This window comes from Colwellia sp. RSH04 (assembly GCF_003545765.1).
Classification (GTDB): Bacteria; Pseudomonadota; Gammaproteobacteria; order Enterobacterales; family Alteromonadaceae; genus Colwellia.
Genome location: NZ_QXIO01000005.1, coordinates 114,139 through 127,610, shown reverse-complemented (window position 1 = coordinate 127,610; position 13,472 = coordinate 114,139). Strand labels below are relative to the sequence as shown.

Sequence of the window (13,472 nt, the reverse complement as noted above, 5' to 3'; positions counted from 1 at the left end):
TGATAATGCTTATTCTATATACCACTAATCGCAGCTATAGCTACCGCAGTATTATACATAATCGTTGTTGCACTGGTCCACAATGATAAATTATTCATATATTCGGCATCTAGAGGTACAACAATTGTATCACCTGGCTTCATATTGCTGCTCACATCACTTGTAAACCAATTAGCATTTTCCATCATTTTAATACTACCATTTGCCGATATAATATATATTCTGTCGGTGTCGGCTCTTTTCTTAGTACCACCACTTTTTGCTAAATAATCCTCAGCAGATAAATTATCATCATAAATGTGTGATGAAGTCACTTGCACTTGTCCAATAACATTAATTGAACTTTTCTTAGTGGGCACATAGAGAATATCACCATCCTCTAATAATATGTCGTAACTATTATCTTTGACTATCTTAGGTAAGTTAACAACTAATCGCCCCACCGGTTGCACTTTAGCCATATCGGCTAGCATTTTTTGAACTTCACTATAAGATTGAGAATAATCAGTATCAGACAATGATTTCGATGCCATTTCAACTCGTAAATCTGACGTCAACTTAAGTAAATTTTGTTGCTCCAGCTCTCTTAGTTGTACTCGGGTAAATACCGAACCTTCCTGATGTGCAAAAGTTGTAAAGCCACCTGCTTTTTCTATCAAATCAGATAAACTCTCTCCCCTTCGAATGGTGTATTTACCTGGAAAAACAAATTCTCCACGTAGCTCTACTACGTGGTTTTCACTCCACGCAGGTATTTTATGAATGTTAAGTCTATCTTTAGAGCTTAGCTTGATATTCGCGGTAAACTCCTGTTTTAAGGCATCACCTAAATTGATATCAATAGACTCTTTAATGACACCAGTTCTTTTCACACTATTACGTGTTATTTCAGCTTTTGCTAAATATGCAGATTCAGTTAACCCTCCTGCTGCAACAACTAAGTCATCTACTTTTGCATTAAGTGTTAACGGATAAATTCCTGGGAATTTAACTGCCCCATCAACTTCTACAAGCTGAATTGGAGCGCCTGAACGTCCTTGTTGTTTTAACTTTTCAATAATAGGTAACAATAAACGCTGCCTTGAAAAAAGTGCCAGCTGTTTAATATCAATTTCCTCTTCAAGTTCTCCGCCAGTCATTTGTTCAATTGACTGTTTTAATAACTTCTCTGTATCAGCTGCAGCTTGTTGCTCAGCACTATATGCTTCAATAGTTGCGTCATCACCATATTTATCCCAAAACTGTTTAGTTTTAAATGATTCTTTCGCTAACTGTTGTTCTTTCCTGGTTAGCTCATCTTGGGTAAACGCTAATTGTTCAAGACCTAAATTTGCATTTGTCGTTTTTGATAGCTGGGAAAAAACTACAATTTTATCGTTCGAGTTAAGTTCAATATTGTCTGTAGAATCAGGGGTTGAAAGCGCTTTAACAATATCAAATTGCAACACTTCTATATTTTTAGCTAAATCAATCTCACGAACAATTAAACTATAATTAAGATCGGCATCAGCAAGAAAGTGTGAATCTATCCCCTTTAGAATATCCGTCACTTTCATACCATCACGCCATTGATATTTTCCTGGGCGACTCACAGCCCCTATTAAAGTTATCGACTTATCAAACATAGCTGACGCTTTTAACACTCTAATTTCATCACCAGCTTGAATGCTTTTAGATAAATCACTTTGCTTAGTTAAATCTAAATTTACGACACTACGAAGTGAATGTTGATTAAAACGTTCAACAATGGTTGATTTGGCAAAAGCAGAAGGCAACAGACCACCCGCCATAGAAACAATATCGCTAAAATCGTCTTTATCAACTATTTCATAGATTGCAGGTCGTCTAACTTCGCCTTCAATACTCACCCGACTTCCTACAGGTTCAATAAAAACTACGTCTCCTGATTGAAGTAACATATCATCGCTAGAGTCTCCATTAATAAGCAAGTCATATAGGTCAAGAGTTTTTATTAGTTTACCGGCACGTTTTAACTGAATTTTTCTTAATGAGCCAATATCACTGATACCACCGGCAGCAAAAATTGCATGGGTTATACTTGATAAAGAACTCAAGGTATAAGGCCCTGGTTTATGTGCTTCTCCTAACACAAAAACTCGCATGGAGCGTAACTCCGCCATACCTATAATAACTTCAACTCCGATAACTTTTTCTTTAATTTTTGCTTTGAGTAACTGACTCATATCTCCATAAGTCAATCCAGCAACAGTAAAGGGGCCATAACTAGGAAAAATAATCGCACCTTCTCGGGTAACCTCTAGTTCTAATTCTTTATTTTCTTTACCAAAGACCTGAACAGAAATACGATCACCAGGACCTACAATATAATCAGCGGGTATAGCAATATCCATTGAGGGAGCAAAGGTTTGCGGTGAGTTTGCAAAAACATCATAACCAAATGGCTTTAACTCCTTTATCAATTCATCTTCATCTTCATCATTGCTCTGTTCAGAAAATATTGGATTTCCTAAGGCATCAAACTTTGTTCCGCGTGGGTACGTATCAGTTGTTTCATTAACAGAATTATTTGATTGAGTTTGAGAAAGTTGCTTTCTTATATCGTTAATATCAACCCCCATACTTTTAGCTAAGGCTGATTGTTGTGAGGCAGGTAACTTTTTAAATTGTTCTATTTGTTGTTGACTAACTTGCATAGCATCAACGGGGACTGAGATGAACACTCCAATCAACAATAAAAACACAAAACCTGATAAAAAATTATCGGTAAATAGATTTTCTTTTCTAAATAAAAAATTAAGCATTAACTCAAGTTCTTCCTGTTGTACATTTAATTAATCAAATAGTTAGCTAACATTAATTACCTCACGAGAATTGATAATACATGAACAGCTGAAACTATAGGATAAAAGCAGCACCGAAGTTTATCAGCATATTTACTACTGAACAACAAAGAAAGCGCTTTAAAATAATAATGTAATAATGCCCTAAAACTATCGATTAAATACTCAGTAACTCGACTTATTAATTATTGAAATTAACTAGGAAACATTTCGCTACACTGTTCATTACTTTAAGGCCGTTGATTACTCGTAAGACTTGCCTTTACCCACTCACACAGGTATAACAGCTCACTAGATTCATTTTTCAATTGGATTAAATGCATCTACCATGATGCAGATTACGCAAGAATTATAAAAATTTAGGATAATTATATGAACAAACCTAATGTTGGAACATTTCTAGGTCACCCAAAAGGATTATTCCTTTTATTTGGAACGGAAATGTGGGAACGATTTAGTTACTACGGAATGCGCGCAATTTTAGTACTATATCTCGTAGATTTAGTTGAGCGCGGTGGTTTAGGCTTCACTCGTGGTGATGCATTAAGTTTATATGGTACTTTTACCATGCTTGTCTACTTAACCCCACTCATCGGTGGTTGGTTAGCTGATAACATTTTAGGGCAACGACGCTCTATTATCATTGGCGGTATCTTAATGGCATTAGGCCAATTTGCTTTAGGTACACCCCATGCCTATGTTCAAGGTATGGAACTTGAAATGTTCTATTTTGGTTTAGCCTTACTTGTTTGTGGTAATGGTTTATTTAAGCCAAACATATCTACCATGGTAGGTGATTTATACAATGAAGGTGATCATCGTCGTGATGGTGCTTTTACTATTTTCTACATGGGTATTAATTTAGGTGCGGCTATTGCACCACTTATTGTAGGTACTATCGCTGAAAAAGGTGAATGGCAATATGGTTTCGTTGCTGCTGGTGTTGGTATGATTATCAGTGTCATAATGCAACTAACTTTTGGTAAAAAGTACTTAGGTGATATTGGTGTAGAGCCAGCGGCTAAGTTAGCGCTTAAAAACAGCACCTCAGATAAGAAAGAACCCCTAACAGCCGTAGAAAGAGATCGCATCAAAGTTATCTTTATCATGGGTGTATTTACTATTATATTCTGGGCCGGCTTTGAACAAGCGGGTGGCTTAATGAATTTATTTGCCAATGAATATACTGATAGAATGATCGGTGCTTTTGAAGTCCCAGCCAGTTGGTTCCAATCAGTCAATGCTATCTTTATTGTTATTTTTGCCCCTATTATTGCATCCATCTGGGTTAAGATGGGCGACAATGAACCAACCTCTCCGGTGAAGTTTGCTTTAGCATTAATTCTATTAGCTATTGGTTTCTTCTTTATGATTGGTGCAACTTTACAACAAGGTGGCGACGTAAGTGTTAAAACCTCAATGATTTGGTTAATCTTAGCTTACTTATTCCATACCTTAGGAGAACTATGTTTATCACCAATTGGTTTATCTATGGTAACAAAACTTGCACCATTACGTCTTGCTTCATTATTAATGGGTATTTGGTTCTTCTTTACAGCACTAGCGAATAAAGTTGCAGCATTTGTTGGTTCGTTTATCGGTGAAGGTAATGAAGCAGCTAATAATGCGCTTGCTATTTTCTCTGGTATTGCTATCACAGCCATTGTATCAGGTATCATTATGTACATGATCAGTGGTAAATTAGTTGACTGGATGCACGGTGCTGAAGGTGCTCACACTGATAGTGTTGAAGAAAAATTAGAAGAAGAATTAGAAGTAACAGCAACACATGAAGGTGTATCAAAGCAACACAGTTAATTTGAACATCTACTATTAAAAAAGATTGAGAAAAGCTGGTAGACTTCTACCAGCTTTTTTTTATACTAAAAATTAATAATATGAAAATTGATTCAAGAGCCATAATACGTAAAAACGTACGTTTAAAGCGAAAAAACCTCACAATAACGCAACAAAACCAAGCCAGTATCCATCTATTAGAGCAGCTAACAAAACATGCTAAAGTAAAGTTTGCAACAAAAATCGCTATCTATTTAGCGAATGATGGCGAATTAAACCCTCAGATGTTTATTCAATGGTGCTGGCAACAAAACAAAGAAGTATACCTACCCGTTATTCACCCTTTCAATAAACATAATTTACTTTTTCTTCGTTATCGACATGAAACTAACCTTGTGAAGAATAAATTTAATATTGAAGAGCCAGAGCTTAATGTTAGTGAGGTTTGTCCGTCTGAACAATTAGATTTAATATTTACTCCACTTGTTGCCTTTGACGCTAGTGGCGCAAGGCTTGGCATGGGCGGTGGGTTTTATGATAGGACATTAACACATTGGCATAATGACAAAAATAAAAGCATTAATTCTTACCCAATTGGACTTGCACATGACTGCCAACAAGTGGAGAAAGTGCCAATAGAAGCTTGGGATATTCCTCTTCCTGAAATTATTACTCCTTCTCAAGTCATTCAAGCTGTAACTTAACGTTAAGTATTACCTAGCAAGCAATAGCATTATTACCTGACGATGATATAATCGCCAGCCACAAATTAAGTAAGCATGAAGTAACAACAATCTATGATTACTTATCAAAATTTAAAACGTTTTTAACGTAAACAATTTACTAAGGGTAATGTAATGACTCAAGATGAAATGAAAAAAGCCGTAGCAATTAAAGCACTAGATTTCATTGAAAATGACACAATTGTGGGTGTTGGAACCGGCTCTACGGTAAATCATTTTATCGACGCTTTAGCGACTATCAAAAATAAAATAACCGGTGCAGTTTCTTCTTCAGAAGAGTCAACTAAACGACTAAAAGAGCATGGTATTGAAGTTTTCGACCTAAATAGTATCGACACGCTTGATGTCTATATTGATGGCGCAGATGAAATTACTAAGCACATGAGCATGATTAAAGGCGGTGGTGCCGCATTAACTCGTGAAAAAATAGTTGCAGCTGTCTCTAAAAGGTTTATCTGTATCGCTGATGATTCAAAGCAAGTAGAAGTGCTAGGTACCTTTCCATTACCCGTTGAAGTTATCCCTATGGCTAGAAGCTATGTTGCCAGAGAATTAGTTAAATTAGGTGGAGACCCTGTTTATCGACAAGGTGTGATTACAGACAATGGTAACGTGATCTTAGATGTTCATAACATGAGTATTATTGATCCAAAAGGCCTTGAAAATTCAATTAATTCAATAGTAGGGGTAGTCACTAATGGGTTATTTGCACAACGTGGTGCTGATATATTAGTACTCGGCTCAGCTCAAGGTGTTGAAGTTATTAGTTAAACTTTATTTACAACAATAAAAAATCAATTATTTAGCATAATTATCTAACATATAGCAAATTATCACTTTAGAGTTTATATTCTATATGCTATGTTTAATTTACTTTAGATGGCTAGATATCTAAAACCTTTTAAAGTGAATTGCTAAATAATCAATTTTTAGCGTAAGCAGAAAATATTTTTCTATCAAGAAACAACCAGTGAAGACTATTCTTATGAACAATGTGAACCAAAACTCATTAGCGAAAGACAAAATAAAGATTTTATTACTCGAGGGGGTCCATGAAAGTGCATTGGAAGAGTTAAAGCATAAAGGCTACTCCAATATTGAGTATTTAAAAACATCACTTTCACAAGAAGCGTTAATTGAAAAAATTGCTAATGTTCATTTTATTGGGATACGTTCAAGAACACAATTAACTGATGAAGTATTAAGCCATGCTAAAAAATTGGTTGCTATCGGTTGTTTCTGTATTGGTACCAATCAAGTAAATACTGAAGCGGCACAGCGCAGAGGTATACCGGTATTTAATGCTCCTTTCTCTAACACACGCTCAGTCGCTGAGTTAGTCCTAGGTGAAACACTATTATTACTTCGTGGTATTCCTGAAAAAAGTGCTAAAGCTCACCGAGGTGAATGGTTTAAGTCTGCTGCTGGTTCTGTAGAAGCTCGAGGAAAAACGTTAGGGATCATAGGCTATGGTCATATTGGTACTCAATTGGGAATTTTGGCAGAAACATTAGGCATGCGAGTTCGCTTTTATGATATCGAAACTAAACTCCCTTTGGGTAATGCTAGTCAGGTATTTTCATTACCTGCGCTTCTTGGTGAAGCAGATGTTGTTAGCTTACACGTCCCTGAAACGGCTCAAACGCAAGATATGATTGGCAAAAATGAGTTTGCAGCAATGAAAGAAGGTGCAATATTCATCAACGCTTCTCGTGGCACTGTGGTTGATATAGATGCACTAAGCGATGCCTTAAGTGATAAAAAACTAGCAGGCGCAGCAATCGACGTGTTCCCTGTAGAACCAAAGGGTAATGATGAAGAGTTTGTTTCTCCGCTACGTGCTTTTGATAATGTTATTTTAACGCCTCATATTGGTGGAAGTACAAAAGAAGCGCAAGCAAATATCGGTTTAGAAGTTGCGAGCAAATTAGCTAAGTATTCTGATAACGGTTCAAGTTTATCAGCAGTTAACTTCCCAGAAGTTTCTTTACCTGAGCATTTTGTGCCTGGTGAAACAAGTGTTAGTCGCTTATTACATATACATCATAACCAACCAGGCGTATTAACAAAAATTAACCAAGCATTTGCTGAGCACGATATTAATATTGCAGCCCAGTATCTGCAAACTGATGACAAAATTGGTTATGTGGTTATTGATATTGAATCATCAAATAGTACCCAAGCGTTAAAAGCGCTTAAAGCAATAGACGGGACAATCAGAGCTAGAATATTACACTAGGCTCAACTATTCTTTGAGCTAGTACTCTCTATTTAAAGTAGCAAGTATAGTTAACTAAACACAAAAAAATGGTCACTAAAAAGTGACCATTTTTATTTAAACCGCCTTATAAATAATAAGACGTTTATCTTAATAAACCACTATTTTAAACTAATAGTTGTGTGAATTGTTGAACCGTCTTGGTGATCTGGTTCAAACCAACGTGCTGTCACTGACTTTGTATAAGTCCAAAAGCTAATGACTTGTTTACCGTTAGGTCCTAAATCACCCAGTTTTGATCCTCTTGAACCTGTAAAGCTAAAATAAGCAACAGGAACAGGAATAGGTACATTAATACCAACTTGACCAACATCAATTTCATTTTCGAATTTTCTTGCGGCCCAGCCTGATGAAGTGAAAATTGACGTACCATTACCATTTGGATTAGCATTAATAACCTCAATGGCTTCATCTAATGTTTCAGCTTCAAGGACACATAAAGCAGGGCCAAAGATCTCTTGAGTATAAATATCCATGTCTGTTGTCACATCAGTAAATAACGTTGGACCAACAAAGTTACCATTTGGATAACCTTCAACTTCGCACTCTCTACCGTCAACTAATAACGTGGCACCCTGCTCTACCCCAGAATTTAAAATATTGATAATACGGTTTTTTGCTTGTGGAGAAACCACAGGTCCTAAATCAGCGTCACGCTGTGTACCAGGGCCAACTTTCATTAATTTAGCTCTTTCTGCTATTTCTGGTAACCATTGACGAGCTTCACCAACGAGTATTGTTACAGGGTTAGCCATACAACGTTGACCAGCCGCACCAAATGCTGAGCCCAATAAATCATTAATTGCACGATCTTTATTGGCATCAGGCATAATTACCATATGGTTTTTGGCCCCCATCATTGATTGTGCTCGTTTACCATGCTTTGCTGCGTGATTATAAACCTTAGTACCAATATTGGTTGAACCGATAAATGATACGGCTTTGACTTCGTCACTTTCAATTAATTGATTCACCACATTGGCATCACCGTGAACAACATTTAACACACCAGCAGGAATACCAGCTTCAAGTGCAAGTTCAACAAACCTTATTGTTGACGATGGATCTTGCTCAGATGGTTTTAATACAAAAGTGTTACCACAAGCAATAGCAGGTGGAAACATAAATGCAGGTAACATAAGTGGGAAATTAAATGCTGTGATACCTAAACCTACACCTAATGGCTTGTTAAGTGTATAAGTATCAACGCCTGTCGCTGCGTTATTTGCCATTTCACCTAACTGCAATCTTGTAACCGAACAAGCATTTTCAATGGCTTCTAATGCTCTTCCTACCTCACCTTCAGCGTCTGGTAATGTTTTACCATGTTCTAAGGTAACTAATTCAGCAAGTTCCTGCGTATGTTCTTTCACTAATTGCTGAAAGTTCAGCATGATCCGCATTCTATTGGTAAGAGATACTTTAGACCATGACTTAAACGCTTCTTGTGCTGACTCAACAGCAGCCGCCACTTCTTCACGCGTTGCAACAGGGACTCTCGCAACAACTTCTTGTGTGGCTGGATTTAAAACATCTAACCAGACGTCTGATTTTGAACGAATTTTTTCACCACCAATAATTAGCGGAACTTCTTTGATAGTCATAGCAACCTCTATGCGTAAATAAGTAATATTTGTTTTATCTACCTAAGGTAGTTTGTATCCCTTTCAACCACAACAAACATAAACGCAACAAGCATTGCATTTTTGCAAATACTAACTGATTTATGTATGATACAAAGATGAATTGGGACGATATAAAAATATTTTTAGAAGTAGCAAGAAGTGAACGTCTATCGACAGCAGCTAAACGACTGAGTATCGACGCCTCTACACTGTCTAGACGTGTTCATAAACTCGAAGAAAGCTTATCCACAAAACTTTTTGAACGAACTGTTGAAGGACATAAGTTAACACAAAATGGCGATAAGCTATTACAGTTTGCAAGGCAAATGGAGTTAAATGCCAGCCAAGCTTTTAAAAACATTACTGACGAAAACATTCAAAACAGTGGCCAAGTAAGAATCGGTGTTACCGAAGCTTTTGGCAGCTTTTTTATTTCCCCACATTTAATAGCACTTCAAGAGTCCTTTCCCAATATAGATATCGAGTTATTACATTTTTCACGTAACGTAAAAATCAGTAGAAATGAAGCTGACATTGCTATTGCTGTTGAAAAACCGAAAAACACCTCGACTATTATTAGCAAGTTATGTGACTACCAACTACAGCTTTATGGACATAAAACCTATTTAGACAAAGTTATGGGGCGTATTGATCTGTCACAGTTATCAAGTTACCGCTGGGTAAGTTATGTCGATAACTTACTCTTTACTGAGCAGTTATCTTACTTGAAAGAACTAGATAGCAATATCAAGCCTCACTTTCAAAGTACCAGTATAACGAGCCAATATACGGCAATAAAAAGTGGTTTAGGAATAGGAATACTGCCCTGCTTTTTAGCTGAGCAAGATAAATCTCTCATCAAACTTTGCTCAAATGAAATAAAAGTTATTCGAAGTCTATATTTAATCACCCACCCTGAAAGTAAAAGACTTTCGCATGTGAATAGTGTTTGGCAATATTTGAAACAACTGGTTGCTGATAAGAGAACAGTATTAATGCCTGACAACTAATGCCTAATATTTAATGGCTAATAATTAACTCCTAAAAGTTAATGCCGCAACTTCAAAGCATTACAGCAAGCTTATTTTGGTTATGAGGTAGATGTTCTTACAAAAGCTTGATAATTTTCAAGTGCATCAGGGTTACCTTTATTTCTTTGGCAAACACTTTTTTGATACTGATAATTAAACACATCAAACCACAAGTCTAATAACTTAGCATTATTGTGCTCACCAAACATATCTAACACCCTAGCAGCAACATCTGCTGTTGAAAATTGATGCTCAAGTTCTGTTTTTCTAACAGTGTATCTTGAATCATCACCTACTGGTGACTGCTGATTACTCCCTACCCTGTCGAAAGTTTTCGCATCAAAGCTAACCAGAGGGTATTTATTTAAATAAGGGCTCTTACGAAACATTTTTTTTGCTTCACGCCAACTACCGTCTAACATAATAAATAAGGGCTTTTTGCCATGTTTACATTCAACAGTATTTATTTGTACTTCTCTCTCCTCGTTTGCATACTCACCAGGAAAAATAATCATCGGTTGCCACTTTTCATCGTTTAATAGTGCAATTAATTCACTATTTTGCTCTGTTCTCGACCATAAGAAAGCATACGTATCGGGAATAATATCTGCTATAAGTTTGCCAGTATTACTCGGTTTTAATACTTCAGTGTCGTACATTAACAATAAAAATCCAGCATTTGAGTGCTGAGTTTCACAGACTTGTTTTGGAGCAAGTGAACAAATACAGAAGCGCTTGGCTAAACGACAAAAATCACAACGAATGACTCTTTGTCCCCTTGCCTTGTAGGTAGTAGTGCTTAAACTTTTTCGATATTGATATAAATGATGAACTGCGTGCATAAAACATGATAAATAAAAAAAGACCTATCAATTATATCAGTGATAGGTCTTAAAGTTGAGCTGTAAACGTAAGAACAAAGCTTACAACTTAGGTATCTACATTAATTGGTTACTTGTAGCTTCTTGTTCACTTGTATACTTGGTACTAGTAGAAATAACATTAATAGTAGAAAGTTCTTCAATATTTAGCTTCATTTGCTCTTCCAATCTATCAATTTCTATAGCTGCCTCACATAATGCTTCTGCTTTTTCTTCTATTTTCTCAGCCCTTGCTTCCATTTGGTGTTCAATATTTTCACCAAAGTTTTCCATGCGTGCTTCAAATGCATCTGTATCACCACCAGAGAACAACATTTCTTGACCAACGGCAACAAGCAATGACCCCATTGAATTCATTACGGCTTTTTCTACTACAGACTCAATGCGCTCTTCAAACTCTTCACCGAAAAACTCTCCATCATTAATACCATTTTCACCAATGGTAAATCCATGCTCTTCAGAGAATTTAGTCGATACCTCTTCACGCACTAACGATAATTCATGTGTTAATTCCGTGGCAATATCATTACCTTCACCTAACAATTCGTTAAACGCTAAATTTACGCCTTCAACAGCTAAATCAACGCCTTCTATTGCAATGGTTTTGACCTCAGGAACCATTGCTCGGATAATAGTGGAGTAATCATGAACTAACTGTTGTTGGGAATCATTTAACTCAATTTGCTCTCCCGAAACAATTAGTACATCATTATCAATAATTTTATAAATAGCTTCATCATGTTTATCTAAAAAAGCGATTGTACTTTTATTAATACTAAAGCCTGTATCTAGCTCAACATTACATTCAGAGTCATGTGCTAACACGTTACCACAAGCAAATGTCGTTATTAATGTCGCAGCTACCATTGATTTATTAAATAATGAACGGTTATTTCTTAAAATCTTCATGTGATTATCCTAGTATTCGTAGAAGTTAATTAGTTTCATTGTTATATTTCTTTCTGACTTAAGTACTTACAAAAGCAGTGCCACAATTAAAAACTAATAAAATCATAAAGATAGGATTTACACATTAAATACATCAAGAGTAAATAACAAAAAACTAGTCAAATACACTAAAAAGTAGTCAATGATTAATATGTTGCATTTCATGTAATCGAGACTGGCAGCGAGCAAACTCAAAGGCGAGTAGCTTGCCCTTATACAATTCATCAATAGAAACTTCTGCACTAACAACTAACTGAATACTTTTATCATAAAACTCATCAACTAAGGCAATAAATCGCCTTGCTTCATCATCAAGTGCCTGTAGTTGATTTAAAAGCTGACCTTTTCTCTGATAGTTATCTTCTACCCCTTGAGATATTTTAGTTAATTCTCTACCGCTAAATTGCGGTACATTACTTATGAAGACCGTTTGATAGTTATTCGCTATATCAATATAATCAAGTTGGCTTCTAGTCCCTGAACATAAAGCAAAAAAATCAAACCATATAACTTTTTTAGCTCGTCTTAAAAAATCAATTTCACGATTACACACTAAAATACGACCATGAGATTCCGTTTTATATTCACTCGGTATCAATGAAGTAAAGTGTTGCTCTAAAGCTACATTTCCATTTTCAGCGACTAAAAAGTAATGCTTAGTTTTATCGCAACTCTCATCACCTAAGCGATGATCAATGTCGCCATCAATTGAGATTATCTGGCAATGCTTTTTAATTTGTTCAATCGTCGGTAAAAAACGTTCTCGTTGAAGGCCATTTTTATAAAGTTGCTCAGGATGACAATTAGAGGTAGTTACGATGATAACCCCATAATTAAACAAAGCTTCAAATAGCCCAGCTAATATCATCGCATCGCCAATATCAACCACAAAGAACTCATCAAAGCAAAGTACCTGCACTTCATTAGACCAACGTTTTGCTATTTGTTCTAGTGGGTTTGTTTTTAACGTATTGCTAGCAGAGATAATAGCTAATTCTTGATGAACATCAGCCATAAAACGATAAAAATGGATTCGTCTTTTACGCTTTATCGTAAGTTTTTGATAAAACAAATCCATTAACATTGTTTTACCTCGCCCTACACGTCCATAAAAGTATATTCCCTTACCAGGCAAGCCAAGTGTTTTTCGATGCTTATTACTGAAGAAAAGGTTGGGCAAAGCAACCTTTATTTTTGAAAAGAAGGTTGGCTCACATATAAAGCCTTTACCCTGTTGTTCTATAGTGTTTATTAGCTTGTCTAATGCATTAACAGCGAAAAATTGCCCTTGATCACTTTCAAGCTCGCCTTCTGCTATTTTATGTTGGTAAGCTGCTTTCATGCACA

General features: G+C 36.1%; 10 protein-coding genes. 5 read left to right on the top strand and 5 right to left on the bottom strand.

Annotated elements, in window-relative coordinates; translation table 11 throughout:
* Positions 1–14 precede the first annotated feature (14 nt).
* Complete coding sequence (locus D1094_RS10185) at positions 15–2,783, bottom strand: SLBB domain-containing protein (RefSeq protein ID WP_118960003.1); 2,769 nt, start codon at positions 2,781–2,783, stop codon at positions 15–17.
* A gap of 411 nt (positions 2,784–3,194) precedes the next feature.
* Between D1094_RS10185 and D1094_RS10180 the strand changes: the two genes are divergently transcribed.
* From D1094_RS10180 to serA, 4 genes are all read left to right on the top strand, one after another.
* Positions 3,195–4,640, top strand: a complete 1,446-nt coding sequence (locus D1094_RS10180; RefSeq protein WP_118960002.1) for a peptide MFS transporter — start codon at positions 3,195–3,197, stop codon at positions 4,638–4,640.
* An 80-nt stretch (positions 4,641–4,720) separates the two neighbouring features.
* On the top strand, positions 4,721–5,323 hold the full coding sequence (locus D1094_RS10175; RefSeq protein ID WP_118960001.1) for a 5-formyltetrahydrofolate cyclo-ligase: 603 nt from the start codon (positions 4,721–4,723) through the stop codon (positions 5,321–5,323).
* A 153-nt stretch (positions 5,324–5,476) separates the two neighbouring features.
* Positions 5,477–6,133 carry a ribose-5-phosphate isomerase RpiA gene (gene rpiA, locus D1094_RS10170; RefSeq protein WP_118960000.1) on the top strand — a complete coding sequence of 219 codons (657 nt, stop codon included), beginning with the start codon at positions 5,477–5,479 and terminating at the stop codon, positions 6,131–6,133.
* A gap of 223 nt (positions 6,134–6,356) precedes the next feature.
* Complete coding sequence (serA, locus tag D1094_RS10165; RefSeq protein WP_118960170.1) at positions 6,357–7,601, top strand: phosphoglycerate dehydrogenase; 1,245 nt, start codon at positions 6,357–6,359, stop codon at positions 7,599–7,601.
* Positions 7,602–7,741: 140 nt separating this feature from the next.
* Here serA and D1094_RS10160 read toward each other — a convergent pair whose 3' ends face one another.
* Positions 7,742–9,244 (bottom strand): CoA-acylating methylmalonate-semialdehyde dehydrogenase, encoded by a 1,503-nt coding sequence (locus tag D1094_RS10160; RefSeq protein ID WP_118959999.1) that lies wholly within the window; start codon positions 9,242–9,244, stop codon positions 7,742–7,744.
* Positions 9,245–9,381: 137 nt separating this feature from the next.
* Here D1094_RS10160 and D1094_RS10155 point away from each other — a divergent pair, with 137 nt between their 5' ends.
* Complete coding sequence (locus D1094_RS10155) at positions 9,382–10,275, top strand: LysR family transcriptional regulator (RefSeq protein ID WP_182440151.1); 894 nt, start codon at positions 9,382–9,384, stop codon at positions 10,273–10,275.
* Positions 10,276–10,355: 80 nt separating this feature from the next.
* Here D1094_RS10155 and D1094_RS10150 read toward each other — a convergent pair whose 3' ends face one another.
* From D1094_RS10150 to zapE, 3 genes are all read right to left on the bottom strand, one after another.
* On the bottom strand, positions 10,356–11,138 hold the full coding sequence (locus D1094_RS10150) for a tRNA-uridine aminocarboxypropyltransferase (protein ID WP_118959997.1): 783 nt from the start codon (positions 11,136–11,138) through the stop codon (positions 10,356–10,358).
* A 96-nt stretch (positions 11,139–11,234) separates the two neighbouring features.
* Complete coding sequence (locus tag D1094_RS10145) at positions 11,235–12,086, bottom strand: DUF2884 family protein (protein ID WP_118959996.1); 852 nt, start codon at positions 12,084–12,086, stop codon at positions 11,235–11,237.
* 178 nt (positions 12,087–12,264) lie between these two features.
* Complete coding sequence (zapE, locus tag D1094_RS10140; protein ID WP_118959995.1) at positions 12,265–13,467, bottom strand: cell division protein ZapE; 1,203 nt, start codon at positions 13,465–13,467, stop codon at positions 12,265–12,267.
* Positions 13,468–13,472: the final 5 nt, after the last annotated feature.